This window comes from Brachybacterium aquaticum (assembly GCF_014204755.1).
GTDB classification, from domain to species: Bacteria; Actinomycetota; Actinomycetes; order Actinomycetales; family Dermabacteraceae; genus Brachybacterium; species Brachybacterium aquaticum.
The window spans coordinates 1,853,615-1,871,416 of sequence record NZ_JACHLZ010000001.1 but is presented as its reverse complement, the minus strand read 5'-3'; the positions used below and the strand labels follow the sequence as shown (position 1 = coordinate 1,871,416).

At 69.7% G+C, this 17,802-nt stretch carries 13 protein-coding genes and 1 pseudogene; 7 read left to right on the top strand and 7 right to left on the bottom strand.

Annotated features, from left to right (window positions below):
* Nucleotides 1-351: 351 nt before the first annotated feature.
* Complete coding sequence (locus HNR70_RS08340; RefSeq protein ID WP_184325238.1) at nt 352-3,030, bottom strand: excinuclease ABC subunit UvrA; 2,679 nt, start codon at nt 3,028-3,030, stop codon at nt 352-354.
* A gap of 225 nt (nt 3,031-3,255) precedes the next feature.
* On the opposite strand from HNR70_RS08340, the gene HNR70_RS08335 reads away from it, so the two are divergent.
* Complete coding sequence (locus tag HNR70_RS08335) at nt 3,256-4,449, top strand: alcohol dehydrogenase catalytic domain-containing protein (RefSeq protein ID WP_184325237.1); 1,194 nt, start codon at nt 3,256-3,258, stop codon at nt 4,447-4,449.
* A 266-nt stretch (nt 4,450-4,715) separates the two neighbouring features.
* Here HNR70_RS08335 and hxlA read toward each other — a convergent pair whose 3' ends face one another.
* Nucleotides 4,716-5,339 carry a 3-hexulose-6-phosphate synthase gene (hxlA, locus tag HNR70_RS08330; RefSeq protein ID WP_184325236.1) on the bottom strand — a complete coding sequence of 208 codons (624 nt, stop codon included), beginning with the start codon at nt 5,337-5,339 and terminating at the stop codon, nt 4,716-4,718.
* Nucleotides 5,340-5,392: 53 nt separating this feature from the next.
* Nucleotides 5,393-5,965 carry a 6-phospho-3-hexuloisomerase gene (gene hxlB, locus HNR70_RS08325; protein WP_184325235.1) on the bottom strand — a complete coding sequence of 191 codons (573 nt, stop codon included), beginning with the start codon at nt 5,963-5,965 and terminating at the stop codon, nt 5,393-5,395.
* 92 nt (nt 5,966-6,057) lie between these two features.
* Between hxlB and HNR70_RS08320 the strand changes: the two genes are divergently transcribed.
* Entirely contained in the window at nt 6,058-6,909 is an 852-nt protein-coding gene (locus HNR70_RS08320; RefSeq protein ID WP_184325234.1) for a LuxR C-terminal-related transcriptional regulator, read from the top strand.
* Nucleotides 6,910-7,119: 210 nt separating this feature from the next.
* On the opposite strand, the gene HNR70_RS08315 is transcribed toward HNR70_RS08320, so the two are convergent.
* A complete protein-coding gene (locus HNR70_RS08315) occupies nt 7,120-8,877 on the bottom strand; it encodes an oleate hydratase (protein ID WP_184325233.1) in 1,758 nt (585 codons plus the stop codon).
* Between the two features lie 87 nt (nt 8,878-8,964).
* Between HNR70_RS08315 and HNR70_RS08310 the strand changes: the two genes are divergently transcribed.
* A complete protein-coding gene (locus HNR70_RS08310; RefSeq protein ID WP_246375181.1) occupies nt 8,965-9,696 on the top strand; it encodes a TetR/AcrR family transcriptional regulator in 732 nt (243 codons plus the stop codon).
* Nucleotides 9,697-9,821: 125 nt separating this feature from the next.
* Here HNR70_RS08310 and HNR70_RS16570 read toward each other — a convergent pair whose 3' ends face one another.
* Together HNR70_RS16570 and nhaA are read right to left on the bottom strand one after the other, a co-directional pair.
* Complete coding sequence (locus HNR70_RS16570; protein ID WP_221421394.1) at nt 9,822-10,364, bottom strand: DsbA family protein; 543 nt, start codon at nt 10,362-10,364, stop codon at nt 9,822-9,824.
* Between the two features lie 108 nt (nt 10,365-10,472).
* Nucleotides 10,473-11,773, bottom strand: a pseudogene (nhaA, locus tag HNR70_RS16565) (Na+/H+ antiporter NhaA); the annotation flags it as partial.
* A 692-nt stretch (nt 11,774-12,465) separates the two neighbouring features.
* On the opposite strand from nhaA, the gene dnaK reads away from it, so the two are divergent.
* The 4 genes from dnaK (at nt 12,466) to HNR70_RS08285 (ending at nt 16,588) form a co-directional block, all read left to right on the top strand.
* Nucleotides 12,466-14,322, top strand: coding sequence for a molecular chaperone DnaK (dnaK, locus tag HNR70_RS08300; RefSeq protein WP_184325232.1), 1,857 nt, complete (start codon nt 12,466-12,468; stop codon nt 14,320-14,322).
* Nucleotides 14,322-15,005: a nucleotide exchange factor GrpE gene (locus tag HNR70_RS08295; protein ID WP_184325231.1), complete on the top strand. Its 684-nt coding sequence runs from the start codon at nt 14,322-14,324 to the stop codon at nt 15,003-15,005. Before dnaK ends, HNR70_RS08295 begins: the two co-directional genes overlap by 1 nt.
* A gap of 120 nt (nt 15,006-15,125) precedes the next feature.
* Nucleotides 15,126-16,133, top strand: a complete 1,008-nt coding sequence (locus HNR70_RS08290; RefSeq protein ID WP_184325230.1) for a DnaJ C-terminal domain-containing protein — start codon at nt 15,126-15,128, stop codon at nt 16,131-16,133.
* A gap of 14 nt (nt 16,134-16,147) precedes the next feature.
* Nucleotides 16,148-16,588 carry a heat shock protein transcriptional repressor HspR gene (locus tag HNR70_RS08285; protein ID WP_184325229.1) on the top strand — a complete coding sequence of 147 codons (441 nt, stop codon included), beginning with the start codon at nt 16,148-16,150 and terminating at the stop codon, nt 16,586-16,588.
* A gap of 31 nt (nt 16,589-16,619) precedes the next feature.
* Here the strand turns inward: HNR70_RS08285 and HNR70_RS08280 are convergent, their stop codons facing one another.
* A complete protein-coding gene (locus HNR70_RS08280) occupies nt 16,620-17,801 on the bottom strand; it encodes a glycosyltransferase (RefSeq protein WP_184325228.1) in 1,182 nt (393 codons plus the stop codon).
* Nucleotide 17,802: the final 1 nt, after the last annotated feature.

The following is a 17,802-nucleotide window of genomic DNA, read 5'->3' as shown; positions in this document are numbered from 1 at the left end:
TCTCGGGCCGGGTCCTGGGGGACGGAGAAGAAGCTTCGGCCCGGAGGTCGTCGCTGACGTTCCGCCATCGACGGTGGGCCTTCTTCGCCGGGGCCTGGCCGAATGTGAGCGCCTGCCCCTCAGTGAGTGTAGACCTCGTACGTCAGGGACGGGGCGCACGTGGCCATCTCATCCGGGACGCCGGGACGCCGGGACGCCGGGACGCCGGGACGCCGGGGGCACGAGGACGTCGACGCCGCCGCAGGACGTCCGGTCAGCGTCGTTCGAGGGTCACCGATCAGGTGACGCAGCCTGCTCGTCCGATGCGCTCCCTGCGACGAGGTCATCGCCCTCGTCGCAGCCGTACGACGCTCACGCCGGGGAGGTGGCCTCCTGGAGCGCGGCCTCGAGGTACGGTGCCGACGCACCGGCTCCGGACGAGGCGACCTGCGCGGGCGTGCCTGAGGCGACCACCGTGCCGCCATCGTCCCCCGCCCCGGGCCCGAGATCGATGACGTGGTCGGCCACGGCGACGATGCGCATGTCGAGCTCGACCGCGACGACGGTGTTGCCTGCGTCCACGAGGGTCTGGAGATGCGTCACGAGCCGGTCGGAATCGGCGCTGTGCAGCCCGGACGTCGGCTCGTCCAGGACGTAGAGGGTGTCCCCGCGCTGGGATCGCTGGAGCTCGGAGGCGAGCTTCACCCGCTGCGCCTCACCTCCGGACAGCTCGGTGGCCGGCTGTCCGAGACGGAGATATCCGAGGCCGACGTCGACCAGCGCCGCGAGCGACCGCATGATGTCGAACTCGCCCTGGAAGAAGTCGTGGGCCTCCTCGACGCTCATGGCGAGGATCTCCGCGATGTTGCGGCCGCGCCAGGCGATCTCCAACGTGCTGGACTGGTAGCGGGTGCCGTGGCAGTCGGGGCACTCGGTGTAGACCGAGGGGAGGAAGAGCAGCTCCACCATGACGGATCCTTCGCCCTTGCAGGTAGGGCAGCGACCGCCGGTGACGTTGAAGGAGAACCTGCCCGCTTTGTACCCGCGAGCGCGAGCCTCGGGCGTCTCCGCGAACCTCCGCCTCACGTGGTCGAACAGGCCCGTATAGGTGGCGACGTTCGAGCGCGGGGTGCGACCGATGGGCTTCTGGTCGATGCTCACGACGCGGCGCACCCCGTCGACGTCGCCGCGGATCTCACCCTCGAGCTCGTCGGGCTCGTCCGACAGCAGGAGCTCGTCCCCTTCGGCGGCGTCAGCGTCCTCCGCCTGGTCAGCTCGTCCCTGCCGTTCGTCGAGCAGCGCAGGCAGGGCCTGGCTGACCAGGCTGGACTTGCCTGATCCCGACACTCCGGTGACGGCCGTGAACACCCCGAGCGGGAAGGAGATCGACACGTCGCGCAGGTTGTTGCGCGTGACGTGCTCGAGCTTCAGCCATCCCTGCGGCTCGCGAGGCGTGCGGTGGGGCAGGCCGCTGCCCCCGAAGACGTATCCGCGGGTGACGGACTCCTCCACCTCGGCGAGCCCTTCGTAGGGCCCGCTGTAGACGACGCGGCCGCCGCGCTCACCCGCGCCGGGCCCGATGTCGACCAGCCAGTCCGCATGCCGCATCACGTCCACCGAGTGCTCCACGACGAACAGGCTGTTGCCTCGGCGCTTGAGCCCGTCGAGGATGCCGAGCAGGGCGCTGACGTCCTGCGGATGGAGCCCCGCGGACGGCTCATCAAGCACATAGACCACGCCGAAAAGTTCGGAGGTCAGCTGGGTGGCGAGCCGCAGCCGTTGCAACTCGCCGCCGGAGAGGGTGGGGGTGGTGCGGCCCAGGGAGAGGTACCCCAGACCCAGATCGATGATCGGCCGCAGTCTGTTGACGAGCTCTGCGCCCAATCGCGCTGTCGCGGCCAGCTTCTCGACCGAGCGGTCAGGCGATATGCGCGCGTCCTCGACGGCCGCGGGGGCGGATCCTCCGGCGTCGATCCGCGGCCCGGCGTCGCGTCGGTCAGCCTGGCCACCTGTGCGGCCCGCCGACTCAGCCCCGTCGAGAGTTCCGGCAGCTCGCTCGACCGCCTGGTCGATCAGCGTGGAGAGCTCCGCAAGCGGCAGCGCGGAGAGATCTGCGACGTCGAGACCCTCGAACGTCACGGACAGGGCCTCCGGCTTCAGCCGCTTCCCATGGCAGGCAGGGCAGGGAGCGACCGAGAGGAACTCCGCCACGCGTCGCTTCATCGACTCGCTCTTGGAGTTCGCGAACGTGTCCAGGACGTATCGACGAGCTCCGACGAAAGTTCCCGAGTAGCTCGGTTCGACGCCCGCGGCGGTCGCGGCCCGAGCCTCGGCGAGAGTCAGCCGCGAATGGACCGGGACGTACGGCGTCTCCTCGGTGTAGAGGATCCAGTCACGCTCCTCCTTCGGCAGATCCTTCCAGGGCACATCGACGTCGTAGCCGAGGGCGACGAGCACATCGCGCAGCTGATGACCGTGCCAGGCCGTCGGCCACGAGGCGATGGCCCGTTCGCGGATCGTCAGTGAAGGGTCCGGCACCATCGTGTCCTCGGTGACCTCGTACACCCGGCCGATGCCGTGGCACTCCGGGCATGCGCCCTGCACCGTGTTGGCGGAGAAGTCCTCGGCGTAGAGCATCGGCTGATCTTCGGGGTAGTGGCCGGCCCGGGAGTAGAGCATGCGCACCAGCGAGGAGAGCGTGGTGATGCTGCCCACCGAGGACCGCGCACTGCGGCCGCCGCGCTGCTGCTGAAGAGCGACGGCCGGCGGCATGCCCGTGATGGAGTCGACGTCCGGGACGCCGGCCTGGTCGATCAGGCGACGAGCGTAGGGAGCGACGGACTCGAGGTAGCGGCGCTGGGACTCCGCGAACAAGGTTCCGAACGCCAGGGAGGACTTCCCCGAGCCCGAGACGCCGGTGAACACCACCAGCGCGTCGCGAGGCACCGTCAGGTCGATGTCCTGGAGGTTGTGCTCGCGAGCGCCGAGAATCTGCACGTCGGGCTGAACGGGTGAGGAGTCCGACGATGCGGACCTGCGTGCTTCGACCATGTCGGCGAGACTAGCAACGCGTTACACCGATCGGTCGGTGCATGGCCCGGTCCTCCACGTTCCACCTGCCCGTGGTGCCTATCGCCGCAGCCGCGGCGGGCAACTCGGTGGAGGGCGAGGTTCCGTCTGTCCTTTGCTCGAAGAGAGCCGAGGTCGCGGGCGACGGGCATCCGGATGTTCGTGGCACTTCCGCGACCGGGCCATACACAACGGGAGGAGAACGTCATGGCAAGCAGTAACCGCGCCGTGGTGTTCCAGAACGTCAAGGACATGCGCGTCGAGACTCTCGACTTCCCGAAGCTCGAGATGCCGAACGGCAGGAGCGCCCCGCACGGCGTCATCCTCAAGATCGTCGCCACCAATATCTGCGGCTCCGACCTGCACATCTACCGCGGTTCCTTCCCCGTCCCCCAGGGCATGGTGATGGGGCACGAGATGACCGGCGAGGTCGTCGAGATCGGCTCCGACGTCGAGTTCCTCTCCGAGGGCGACCTGGTCTCGGTTCCCTTCAACGTCGCGTGCGGCCGATGCCGCAACTGTCGTGCCCGCCATACCGAGGTGTGCGAGACCGTGAACCCCGACGTGTCCTGCGGCGCCTACGGGTTCAACCTGGGCGACTTCCAGGGTGGGCAGGCGGAGTACCTGTTCGTCCCCTACGCCGACTTCCAGCTGCTCCGCTTCCCGGACAAGGACCAGGCCATGGAGAAGATCCGCGACCTCGCCCTTCTCTCGGACATCCTGCCCACCGCGTTCCACGGCCTCATGGAGGCCGGGGCCAAGCCCGGCTCGACCGTCTACATCGCCGGCGCCGGACCTGTGGGACGCTGCGGCGCCGCGGCGGCCCGTCTTCTGGGTGCGTCCTGCATCATCGTCGGTGACTACCACCAGGACCGGCTGGACCTGATGAAGAACAACGGCTGCGAGACCATCGACCTGAACCAGGACGTGCCGCTGACCGATCAGATCGAGGCCATCCTCGGCGAGCCCATGGTGGACTGCGCCGTCCACTACGTCGGCAACGAGGCACACGGGATCGGTCGCGAAGCCGATGACATGAACCCCGCCCACGCCATCAACCAGGTCATCGACGCCACCCGCGCAGGCGGTGCCACCGGCATCGTCGGCGTCTACGGCCCCGACCCGCTGGCCTCCTCCAAGGCCGAGCAGGAGGGCACCTTCTCGATCGACTTCGGCAAGGCGTGGATCAAGTCGCCTCGGATCTCCGGCGGCCAGGCCCCGATCATGCACTACAACCGTGAGCTGATGATGTCGATCCTCTGGGACCGCATGCCCTACCTCAGCGACATGCTCAACACCAAGGTCATCAGCCTCGATGAGGCCTCCGACGCCTACGCGGCGTTCGATACTGGTGTCTCGGAGAAGTTCATCATCGATCCCCACGGCATGATCCCCGCCTGATCCCGGGCCCGTCATGCACCCGGCCCGCGATCGTCGCTCCAGCGGCGGTCGCGGGCCGGTTCTGTGCACGGATCCTTCGCCGATCCCGTCCTGGACGATGCCCGGCGCGGGCCCGCCTCGGCACGCCCTGCGGGGAGGAGGGTCACGTGGCGCTCTGCGCCACGCGGTGATCGTCTGCGGCATCAGTCCACCGCATCCGGTGGGAGGGGACAGGATCCGGGCTTGCCGTCACCTGCCCCCTCTCCACGGGATGCGGTGGGCGGTGGTCACCGGATGGCGGAGCGGATGGCGGCGGCCGCGGCGGCGACGTCCGATGCGCTGTAGATGGCGCTGCCCGCGACGGCCACGTCTGCTCCCGCCTGCTGGACGGCCTCGACAGAGTCCGCACTGACGCCGCCGGCGACGGAGAACGGGACCGCGGCGGCCTCGCCGGCGGAGAGCAGGGCGTCGAGGCTGTAGCCGTCCTCCGCCTGCTCGTCGAGGCCGGCGTGCATCTCCACGAAGACGGCGCCGAGGGCGACGACCTCTCGGGCCCGTGCGGCCTTGTCGGACACGCCGATCAGATCGACCACGACGCCCTTGCCGTGCTTGGTCGCCGCGGCGACCGCTCCGGCGATCGTGCTGTCACCGGCGACGCCGAGCACGGTGACCAGATCGGCTCCGGCGGAGAAGGCGATGTCAGCTTCCAGCTCGCCGGCATCCATGGTCTTGAGATCGGCGAAGACTGTCTTGTCGGGGTGGGCGGCCTTGACCGCCGTGATCGCCGCGAGGCCCTCGCTCTTGATCAGAGGGGTGCCGAGCTCGAGGATGTCGACGTAGGGGGCGGCCTTCGCGGCCAGGTCGAGGGCGGACTCGGTGGTCAGGGTGTCCATGGCGAACTGCAGTCGCATGTCAGGGTGTCTCTTTCTCGTGGTGGTGTGGATGATGGAACGGGGAAGAAAGGTCATTCGAGGTTGGCATGACGGGGCCAGAGCGCATCCGCGCTCTGCCCGCTCCTCTGCCACAGGACGTCGAAGAGAGCGTCGCCGACGAGGACGAGGAGCTGCTCGAAGAGGCTGCCGGCGTACTGGGCCGACTGCTGCTCGGACCGGTCCGTCTTCGTCGCCGCACGGACGACCAGGACGGCGTGGGACAGCAATGCAAGCGGTGACTCGGGGTCGGTCGTGATCCCGATGACGCGGGCACCGACGGATCTCGCCGTCTCAGCCGCGCTCACCACCCCCGAGGTCGTCCCGGAACCGCTGGCGGTCAGGAGCAGGTCGCCCTCTCCGATCGCCGGGGTCGTCGTCTCACCTACTACGTGGACCTGCAGCCCGAGGTGCATGAGGCGCATGGCCGTCATCCGCAGCGCGAGCCCGGAGCGTCCGGCGCCGTGGACGAAGACTCGCCGGGCGTCCGCTGTCAGCTCGACGGCGGCCGCGAGCGCGGGCGCGTCGGGAAGGGCAGCTGCCCCCTCGATCTCGTTGACGATCCGCGTCAGCGAATCCTGAATACCTCGTTCTTCCATGTGGACCATCTTGGGCCGGTCCGCGGTGCTTCACTGCTGCCCGATGAGCGGGGCGCCCCCTTCGATCGGGTGGGCCTCCCAGGTCGGGCTAGAGTGGCGGAGTGAGCGACCTCCCTACCCCGCTGGAACGTGCCCGCTCCCTGTCGCGGGACCGTGCCCTGTCCGAGCAGGCTGATCAACATGCGATCACCCTCGAATCGATCCTCGCCGTGCTCCGCTCCGGCCGACTCGCGGATGCGGCCGCGCGCAGGGAGGCCACGGAGATCGCCTCCTCCGCGCTCATCCGTGCTCGTTCGGTCCACGAGCAGCAGGAGAGCGTGCTCGAGCCGGTGGCGGAGGCGTTCTCGCGCCTGCGCACCGAACTGCGTCCCCTGATCCGCTCCGGGCCGCTGCACGTCCAGTTCGCCGAGCCTCCTGCGCGAGGGCGGGCGCTGCCGGGCCCGGTCGCTCGGGAAGCCCGCGCCATCTCCCGCACAGCAGTGCTCTCGCTCATGGACCGCGCGGACGCTGCACGCGCCCGGGTCGGCTGGGACTGCGATGGCCGCAACCTGCTGATGGAGGTCCGTGACGACGGGGGAATCGCGGTGACGGCGCACGACGACACACTGCGTCCGATCGCGGAACGAGTGGCGGCGCTCGACGGAACCATGGACGTGGAGACGACCCCGGGCTGGGGGACGACGCTGCGGATCGAGATCCCGCTGGACCCACCCAGCGCAGCGCTCACCGTGGAGGGCGCCGAGGAGCTCACCGACCGCGAGAAGCAGGTGCTTCGCCTGGTCGCGACCGGGATCTCGAACCAGCGCATCGGCGATCAGCTCGGGATCACGGCCAACACGGTGAAATACCACGTGGCCAACCTGCTGCGGAAATACGGTGCCCGCACGCGCGCCGAGCTCGCAAGCATCACTCACTCCCCTGATGCGCACCATCCGAGGTCCCCGACTCGATAGCGGGCCGCGGTCCGGACATCGGCTGCGGTGCCCCGATCTGGCATCCTGCGCGGCAGATCCCACCATCGCCGGTCGGCCGGCGCTGCGAGCGGCAGCCCCCGCGACACGTTCTCGGGCTCCGAGCTCGCGCCACCGTCATCCCGCCGACCAGCCCCTGGGTGCGCCTCGGGACCGAGCCGCGGCGCGCCCCCGGGTGGGCGGGCACGAGGCTCACATCAGACCGTGCTCCTCGAGAAGCTGGCCGATCTCCCCGTGCTCGAGCCTGCCCCGCAGGTAGCTGCGCAGCGCGGCCGGGCCAGGCATCTCCACCTTCTCGCCATCGCGCATGCGCGCCGCGGCCTCGAGGAGGTCGCGCACGTCGTACGTGGAGCCCCAGGTCTCCGGCACGCCGCGCTCCACGTCGAGGAGCTCGTAGACGGCCTCCATGCCGGTGCGCACCGAGTACTCGGTGGTGAAGATCGTGTCGCGGCCGGTCTCCGCGAACTGCCCGAGGAACGCGAAGTTCTGGGCGCCCTCCGGGACGACCCGGGGCCGATCCCCCGCGCGGCGGGGCATGAAGAAGCTCGTCACATAGGGCATCATCACCGGCACGCATCGGGCACCGGTCGCCGCGAGCTCAGGGATCTCCTCCACGGGCACGCCCAGGTGGTAGAGCCATTCCTGGGTGATCTCCTCGCCGGTGCACTGCGCCAGGGGCTTCTTCACGTAGTCGCCCTCGACGTCGACGAACAGGCCGTAGACCCAGACGACGATCTGATCCTTCGGCTGCTTCTTGAAGTGCGGCTGCCGATTGACCGTCCAGCTCAGCAGCCAGGAGGAGTCCTCGGCGGTGACGATGCCGCCGGTGACCACGCGGCCGCTGAACGGATCGCGCTGGGCGATCCGCTCGATGTAGGCCGGGATGCGCTGATCGAGCGTCGTCACGGTGGCCGACTCCCACTTCGTCTCCTCGATCGAGGAGCAGAAGACCTCCGGGCGCCCGAACGACGCGTCCTTCTTCGCGATCCGCTTCCACAGGTCCCAGGCCGGGGCCGGGCCCTCATTGAGCACAGCGGGGGTGTGGTGGTCACCGTCATCGGAGTTGTCCACGAGCGAGCCGATCGTCATCAGGGCGAGGTCGTGCTCACCGAGCTCGATGGTCTCCTCGGCGCCCTCGCGGCGGCAGTGGACGGCCGTCGCGCGGATCTCGCCGTTGCGGTGCGCGAAATCCACATCGAGGACCTCGGTGCCGGACTGGAAGACGACGCCATGCTCGGCGAGGTAATGCATGAGCGGCAGGACGAAGGACTCGTACTGGTTGTACTTCGTGAACTTCAGCGCCGTGAAATCGGGTAGTCCGCCGATGTGGTGGACGAAGCGGTGGAGATAGAGCTTGAACTCGAGCGCGGAGTGCCATTCCTCGAAGGCGAACATCGTCCGCCAGTACATCCAGAACGGCGAGTCGAGGAACTCACGGCCCATGACCTCGTCGATGCGCTTGCCCTCCATCTCCGCGCGCTCGGCGAGAAAGATCTTGAGCAGGTCCTTCTGCGCCCGCTTCGGCAGGTCGAAGCGGCCATCGTGCCCCGCGTCCTCTCCCTGACGGACGGTGGCCCGGCGCAGCGAGTAATTGGGGTCGTCCTTGTTGAGCCAGTAGAACTCGTCGAGCACGGAGGCGTCCTCGAGCTCGAGAGAGGGGATGGAGCGCATCATGTCCCACAGGCACTCCATGTGGTCCTCCAGCTCCCGGCCGCCACGGATGACGAAGCCCTTGTCCGGCACGTCGAGCCCGTCGAGCGCACCGCCGGCGATGTCACCCTTCTCGAGGATCGTGACGTTGGCACCGGGAACCCCGGCGTCGCGGATCAGGAAGACGGCCGCCGCGAGCCCGGCCAGCCCGCTGCCGACGATGTAGGCCTTCGTCTCCTGGGCGTGCCGTGCGGGGCGGGGGCGCGCGAACGCCTCGTAGTTACCTGCCGTGTGCTGCATGGTCCATCCTTCCCGACGCGTGCCGGACGGCGGTCGTCCGGGCTCAATATTGAGTGTACTCAATACTGAGTCGACTACAATGGATGTATGGGAACTCAGGACGCCATGAGGCGGGGGTCGTCGGCGCGCCCGGGCAGGCGCGAGCAGGCGAAGGCGGACAAGCGCGCCCGCATCCTCGCCGCCGCGCGCGCACTCTTCGAGGAGCGAGGATTCCAGCGGACCTCGATGAGCGAGGTCGCGCGCGCGGCCGACGTGGCTGAGGGGACCGTCTTCCAGTACGCGGCGACGAAGACCGACCTGCTGATGATGGTCGTCGATGCGCTCTGGGGAGCCCACGAACAAGCGATGACCACCCCTGCGCGCGCCACGTCCGCCGCGCCCGGTGGAGTCGCGGCGGCGCCGCCGGCAGGGGAGACCGCTGACCAGATCGCGGCGCTCGTCTCGCCGCTCGTCGCCGCGATGCGCCGCTGGCCCGAGCCCGCGACATGGGTCGCCCGCGAGATCCTCTTCGGTGCGGAGATGCCGCACCGCCGGCAGGTCCTCGACCATGTCGATCGCCTCGAGGAGCAGATCGCCGCGCGCCTGCGGGACAGCCGGGCCGACACCTCAGGCGCGGTCGCCGTGGCGCAGGACGGGGCGGCCGGAGCTGCCGGCGGGGCCCCCGGCGAGGTCGAGGCGACCGGCGCCCGGCTCATCGTCACCGGGGTGCTGGCCGAGCTCAACCGCTCCCGACAGGGGCGCAACGAGAGCGAGAACGTCGATGCGGCTCTGCGTCAGCTCATCGACCTCGTGGTGGCAGGGGCGAGCGCCTCACGGTGACAGGGGGCCATCCCTTCGACACCGCTATCACCAGGCCCGATACGTTGACGAGCGCGCCCTCGGCGTGCCGTGCAGAGCGCTCGCACCGCCCGCGTCCCACCGTGTTCCGGGTTCGCGGATCGGCCTCAGGCCTTCGCCGCCTGGGTGCGGCCCCCGCGACGGCTGGATTCCAGCATCTCGGTCAGGGAGCGCGCGTCATAGCTGCCCACCATCCGACAACCATCGACGAAGAAGGTCGGGGTCATCTTGGCGCCGCTCGCCTCCGCGCTCGCGATGTCCCGCTGGACCCTCGCAGCAACCTCCTCGCTGTCGAGATCCTCGATGAACGCCTCGACATCGAGGCTCAGCTCAGCCGCGTAGCCGATGAGATCCTCCCTCTCCAGCGCGTCCTGCCGAGTGAACACGAAGTCGAGCCAGGGCCAGAACATCTTCTGCTTCGCGGCCGCCTCGGCGGCCCGTGCGGCGAGGGGGCCGTGAGGATGGTGAGGCAGATGCCGCACGACGTAGCGCAGATCGTCACCGAAGCGCCCGTGCAGATCTTCCCATGAGCCAGTGGCGTGCGCGCAGTACTCGCACTCGAAGTCCACGAACTCCACGAGGGTGAGCCGGGCGTCCTCCGGTCCGCGGATGTGATCCACCTCGGGGTCCACCGGAGGGTCGAGCGTCATCGGGAGATCCGCCGTCTCCTCTCCCCACCGACGGGCCGCGACCTTGAAGATCAACCAGCCCAGAACAGTGGCCAGCACCATCGCCACGAGCACGCCCAGTGTCGCCTGGCGCCCCAGATCCGAGGAGGAGTCGAAAGCGAGGCTGATGACCAGCAGCGACACGGTGAAACCGATGCCCGAAAGTGCTGCCCCGCCGAACACGCTGCCCATTCCGACTCCTTCCGGCAGTCGGCCTGCGCCCATCCGCACGGCGAGAGCGTTGCGATCCCGATCCCGAGGAGCTTGCCGAGCACGAGCCCCGCGATGACGCCCCACGGCACAGGCGAGCCCAGGGAGTCGGCCACCACTCCGCCGCCCAGGTCGACCCCGGCATTGGCCAGAGCGAAGATCGGCACGACCAGCAACGCCGTGGGGAGACGGAGGTACTCGTGCAACCGCTCGTTGACCGACACGCCCTTGGACAGCCCCCGGCCGACAGCACGCGCCGAGGAAGCGCTCGGGGATTGCCAGAAGTCGCGGAACAGCTGCCGGGCGGCGACCACCTCCTGCCGTTGCGTCGGGTAGGCCGGGATCAGAAGGCCGGCGATCATGCCCGTCAGCGAGGCGTGGATGCCGGAGGACAGAGTCGCCAGCCACAGCACGATGACGATCCCCACGTACGGAGCGGCACTCCACTGCCGGGAACGGCCCACCGGCCACAGGGCGACGAGGCAGCCGAGAGCGACCAGCAGCGGGACGGGCCGGATCTCGTCGCTGTAGAAGACGCCGATGATCGACACCGCGAGGAAGTCGTCGACCACCGCGAGGGTCAGGAGGAAGACGCGCAGCTGCCCGGAGAGCCGGGGGCCGACGATCGCGAGAGCACCGAGCATGAACGCCGTGTCCGTGCCGACGACCGCTCCCCACCCGCGAAGCCCCTCGCCACCGGACGCGCCGACGACCAGGACGTACACCAGCGCGGGCAACGCCACACCCGCGACGCCCGCGATCGCCGCCAGACGGGCGCGACTGCTGTCCCGGAGGGCCCCGTGCGCGAACTCCTGGCGCACCTCGAGACCCACGACGAAGAAGAACACGACCATCAGGCCGTCGTTGATCCAGTGGTGCAGATCCAGATGCAGGCCGAACGGGCCGACGTCGATCCCCACGCTCTGTTGCCACAGCTCGACATAGAAAGAGGAAAACGGCGAGTTCGCCCAGAGGAGAGCGAAGGCCGTGACGACGATGAGCAGCGCGGCCGAGCCCGACTCCGTGCGGAGCCTTCCGGCTATTCCGCGCGGGGGCGAGGTTGAGTGGGACACGGCGCGATTCTGCCTGTATCTGCTGGCTGGCGCCACTGGGTCGGACCGGGTCCGATGCCGCTGCTGTTCGGGTCCGAGGGAGTGGACGGGCGGCCGTGGGAGACCCATCCCCAGCTGCGCGCGAGGTGCGTGCGGCTCGTGCAAGAGCCCCCGCGGGAGTTCCCCTCCCACCCCGCCGCAGCGGTCGCGACCGCTCGGCAGGACGGCGTCCCGTGGGGCCCGTGCGGCGCTGTCCGGCGCAGGACGATGTCGACCACGGGACTCGTCGGGGTGTCACCAGCGCAGGGACGGCCGAGGTCAAGCGATCGAAGGCGGAGAACGAGCAGCTGTGCGCGGACCAGGAGACGCTCCGCCCGGCCTCAGTTCTCTTCGCGGCGAGCTCGACCCGCGCAACCAGCGATCTTGGCGTTCGGCGACGTGATGAAAGGCGATGGCTGCGCGGAGCTGCCGGGCCTGGAGGCCTCAGGCCCGTATCGCAGGCCGCGCCGTCATCGATGCCCTGGTTTAGGACAGGATCCGCGATCCAGTCACGCCAATGACGGATCGGCGAGATCACTGCCACCTTGTCGAGCTACCTTATCGAGAACCGGTGGATGTGGCCTCCATCACGACCTGCTGCACCGGGAATGAACCTGATCGGATCAGAGTTGAGTCGGGTGCACTCAAGAACGGAGCTGCTGAGATTGACATCGTCGATCCAGGGTTCTCTACTTGAGTCCGTACAGCTCAAGTCTTGCCGTCGACCACTGTCGGCAGCGAAGATCCCGTGCGGCGCATCCGTCGCAGAAAGGCAGGCACACATGTCCCGTGTCGTCGGAATCGACCTCGGCACCACCAACTCCGCCGTCGCTGTCCTCGAGGGTGGTCAGCCCACCGTCATCGCGAACGCCGAGGGCTCCCGCACCACCCCGTCGGTCGTGGCCTTCTCCAAGCAGGGCGAGGTGCTCGTCGGCGAGGTCGCCAAGCGCCAGGCCGTCACCAACGTCGACCGCACCATCGCGTCCGTCAAGCGCCATATGGGCACTGACTGGACCCAGGAGATCGACGGCAAGAAGTACACCCCGCAGGAGATCTCCGCCCGCATCCTCGGCAAGCTCAAGAAGGACGCCGAGTCCTACCTCGGCGAGCCCGTGACCGATGCGGTCATCACCGTCCCGGCCTACTTCTCCGACTCCGAGCGTCAGGCCACCAAGGACGCCGGCACCATCGCCGGTCTGAACGTTCTGCGCATCATCAACGAGCCCACCGCCGCGGCGCTCGCCTACGGCCTCGAGAAGGGCAAGGACGACGAGCAGATCCTGGTCTTCGACCTCGGCGGCGGCACCTTCGACGTGTCCCTGCTCGAGGTGAGCAAGGACGAGGAGGGCTCCACCATCCAGGTCCAGGCCACCGCCGGTGACAACCGCCTCGGCGGCGACGACTGGGACCAGAAGATCGTCGACTGGCTGATCTCGCAGGTGAAGAACAAGGAGGGCGTGGACCTGGGCAAGGACCGCATCGCCCTGCAGCGCCTCAAGGAGGCCGCGGAGCAGGCGAAGAAGGAGCTGAGCTCCTCCACCTCCACCACCATCTCCCTGCAGTACCTCTCGATGACCGAGAACGGCCCGTTGCACCTGGACGAGAAGCTGACCCGCGCGCAGTTCGAGGACATGACCTCGGACCTGCTCGAGCGCACCAAGGCCCCCTTCCACCAGGTCATCAAGGACGCCGGCATCAAGGTCTCCGACATCGACCACGTGGTCCTCGTCGGAGGCTCGACCCGCATGCCCGCGGTGACCGAGGTCGTCAAGGAGCTGACCGGCGGCAAGGAGCCCAACAAGTCCGTGAACCCGGACGAGGTCGTCGCCGTGGGCGCCGCGCTCCAGGCTGCGGTGATCAAGGGCGAGCGCAAGGACGTCCTGCTCATGGACGTCACCCCGCTCTCCCTCGGCATCGAGACCAAGGGCGGCGTGATGACCAAGCTCATCGAGCGCAACGCGGCCATCCCGACGAAGACCTCCGAGGTGTTCTCCACCGCCGAGGACAACCAGCCCTCCGTGGCGATCCAGGTGTTCCAGGGCGAGCGTCAGTTCACCCGGGACAACAAGCTCCTCGGAACCTTCGAGCTGACCGGCATCGCGCCGGCTCCGCGCGGCATCCCGCAGATCGAGGTCACCTTCGACATCGACTCCAACGGCATCGTGCACGTGACCGCGAAGGACCGCGGCACCGGCAACGAGCAGTCCATCCAGATCACCGGCGGCTCGGCCCTGTCCGACGAGGACATCGACCGCATGGTGAAGGACGCCGAGGCCCATGCGGCCGAGGACGAGGAGCGCCGCAAGAACGCCGACGCCCGCAACACCCTCGAGCAGCTCGTCTATCAGGGCGAGAAGCTGCTCAAGGACAACGCGGACAAGGTGCAGGACGCCGAGCGGACCACCGCCGAGGACGCCATCAAGGCGGCCAAGGACGAGCTGGTCAAGGAGGACGCCGAGACCTCGGACCTCGAGGCCAAGCGCGATTCCCTGAACGAGGCCCTGCAGGCCGTGGGCACCGCGATCTACTCGCAGGCTCAGGAGTCCGAGGGCGCCGCGGAGGGCGAGAGCACGTCGTCGTCCGACGACGATGACGTGGTCGACGCCGAGATCGTGGACGAGGACGAGGAGAAGAAGTGATGACCGAGAACCCCAGCACTCCCGACGACGCCCAGCGCCCCGAGGGCGAGCCGCGGTTCTCCTTCACCGACAAGCGGAAGGTGAACCCCGAGGACGGCTCCGTCCGTCCCTCGGGGGACGCCCCCGCCGACGGGGGCCAGGGCCCCACCGAGCCCGTCGACCCGATCGACGCCGAGGCCGCCACGCTCTTCGAGCAGGCCGCCGCGGAGAGCGCGGAGGGCGGGGCGGATGCCCCGGCCGACGCCCGACGGGTCGCCGAGCTCGAGGGCAGGGTCGTGGAGCTCACCGAACAGCTCAAGCGCGACCAGGCCGAGTACGTCAACTCGCGCCGGCGCATCGAGGGCGCCGCGACCGCCTCCCAGGAGGCCGCGATCGCCAAGGTGGTCACCTCGCTGATCCCCGTGCTCGACGACGTGGAGCTGGGCCGCCAGCACGGCGACATCGCCGAGGGCACCCCGTTCCACTCGATCGCCCAGAAGCTCGTCGAGGTCCTCCGCTCCCACGGCCTGACCCGCTTCGGCGAGGTCGGCGAGGAGTTCGACCCCACCCTCCACGAGGCGCTCATGCACGAGCAGGCCGACGACGTCGACACTGCGACGGTCTCCCTGGTCATGCAGCCCGGCTACAAGCTGGGCGAGCGGGTGCTGCGCCCCGCGCGGGTGGGCACCAAGGGCCCCGCCTGATCGGCGAGCCCGACCTCCGATGACGGCGGGGCCGTGCGGTCCCCGCGACCGACCGGCCCCGCCGCCGTCATCCCCCAAGACATACGCAGAAGCACCTGACGCTCCCGGAAGGAGGCGCACATGTCCCAACAGGACTGGCTCGACAAGGACTTCTACGCGGTCCTCGGCGTCTCCAAGGACGCCGACCCGCAGGAGATCAAGAAGGCCTACCGCAACCAGGCCAAGAAGTACCACCCCGACCGCCACCCCGACGATCCGAAGGCGGAGGAGAAGTTCAAGGAGATCGGTGAGGCCTACTCGGTCCTCAACGACGCCGAGCAGCGCCAGCAGTACGACGCGATCCGCGCCATGGGCTCCGGCGGCGCCCGCTTCTCCGCAGGCCAGGGAGGCCCCGGCGGTGCCGGCTTCGAGGACATCTTCTCCGCGATGTTCGGCGGCGCGGACGGCGGACGCACGAGCTTCGGCGGCGGTGCCGGCGGTGGCGCGCAGCCCGACCTCGACGACCTGCTGAAGATGTTCGGCGGCCAGGCGGGCGGCTTCGGTGGGGGCGGCCGGCCGACCGGCTTCCAGCCGAACCCCGCCCAGGGCCAGGACATCTCCGCCCGGACCCGTATCAGCTTCCGCGATGCGGCGCTCGGCACGGAGATCCGCCTGACCGTGGACGGCCGCACCGTCACCGCCCGCATCCCCGCGGGCGTGCACGACGGGCAGAAGATCCGCCTGCGCGGCAAGGGCCGCCCCGGCCACGGTGGCGCACCGGCCGGCGATCTGCTGCTGACCCTCGATGTCGACGAGCATCCCGTGTGGAGCGCCGACGGCGCGAACCTGCGCCTGACCGTCCCGGTCCGCTTCGACGAGGCCGTGCTCGGCACGACCCTGTCGGTGCCGCTGCTGGACGGCGGGACCATCTCGATGAAGGTGCCCGCCGGCACCCCGTCGGGCCGCACCCTGCGCGTGCGCGGCAAGGGGCTGGTCACCAAGAAGGCGACCGGCGACCTGCTGGTCACCGTCCAGGTCGCCGTGCCGACCCACGTGGAGGGCAAGGCCAAGCGGGCCGTCGAGGAGCTCCGCGACGCGCTCGCGGACGAGGATCCCCGCGCGGGCCTCGCGGCCGCCGCCGCGAGCTGAGAGGAGCCCCGGCCATGGCACCGCAGCAGCGCATCGACGACCGCGCCCCGGTCTTCGTCATCTCGGTGGCCGCCGAGCTCTCCGGCATGCACCCCCAGACCCTGCGCCAGTACGACCGGCTCGGCCTCGTCGTGCCCCAGCGCACGCGCGGCCGGGGCCGGCGCTACTCGACCCGGGACATCATGCGGCTGCGGGAGATCCAGTCGATGTCCCAGGACCAGGGCATCAACCTCGCCGGCATCAAGCGGATCCTCGAGCTGCAGGACGAGGCGAGCGAGCTTCGCGAGCAGCTCACCCGCGTGCGCGAGGCGCTCGAGGCAATGACCCCCGCCCAGCGTCGCGTCTTCGCCGCCGACCGGGACGGCGAGATCAGCGCCCTGCGCCGCGGCGAGCGGCCGCGCCGCAGCAGCTCCAGCGGTGCGCTCGTGGTGTGGCGGCCGAACCGTCGGCCCTGACCGGGCCCGGCGCTCCCCGTCCGCCTCGCGCCTAGCGCTTTCGCCGCAGACGGCGATGGGGCTGCGCGCCGACGAGCGCGTAGATCTCCTGGATCTGCCGCGCGACCTGCAGCAGGTCGACCGACTCCGCAGCCTGGCGCCCCGCTTCCCGCAGGTCCACCAGCTCGCCGTCCAGCAGGGCGGCGAGCTTCGTCGCGACCCGGTCGGGGAAGCCGGGGTCGTCACCGCTGACCTGGTGGGTCAGCACCCCGTCGGGCATGGCGTCGCGGTAGATCGGGATGCCGCGCACGAGGGTGGGCGTCCCGCACGCCAGCGCTTCCCACAGCACGATCCCCTCGGTCTCCTCCTTGGTGAGGAAGCAGAACGCATCGGCCCCGCAGTACGCCTCGCGCAGCTGCTCGGGGCGCACGTAGCCGGGGAACTGGGCGTTGGAGGGGGCGGTGCGCAGGGCATGCTCGACCTCGGAGGTGAGCAGGCGCTCATCCGTGCGGCCGTACCAGACGAAGGTCGTGTGCGGCATGCACCGTGCGACCTCCACCCAGTCCAGGATCCCCTTGCGCACCAGCTGCATGCCGACGCTGACCACCACGGTCGAGGTCGGGCCGAGGCCGAGGGACTCGCGAAGACGTCCGCGCGCCTCGGGATCGGGGCGGAAGAACCGGGTGTCCACGCCGTTGGAGAGCACGCGGATCGGGGCGGTGAGGCCGTACTTCGGGGCGGCGATCAGATCGCGGGAGTAGGTGCTCGGGGTGACCACCAGGTCGCCGCGGCGGTAGATGTGCGAGATCCAGCGGCGGAACAGCGGCGCGAGCCGGTTCGAGCCGGGGAAGGAGTCGCGGAAGTCGTCCTCCGTGGAGTGCGCCCACACGAGCACCGGGCGCCGCCACAGCCGCGCCCAGCGGGCGAGAACGGGCGTGTCCGGGAAGGGGGTGTTCAGGTGCACCACGTCGAAGGGGCGCAGCGGGTTCGTGACCACGACGTGGCCGAGCGAACGCACCGCGGACTCCTGGTGGCGGATGGCCGCGCCGATCCCGGACTCCTTGGCGAGGGAGGCGAGGCCTCGGGGCATGAGCACGCGCAGCGGCTCATCGGGGCGCACGTCGCGGCGCGGATGGCGGCCAGGCACGACGGTGTGCAGGGCATGGTCGGCCCAGCGCACCGCCGGGTCCCAGGGGCGGCGGGGGCGCCGGACGGCGCGGGTCTTCATCAGCATG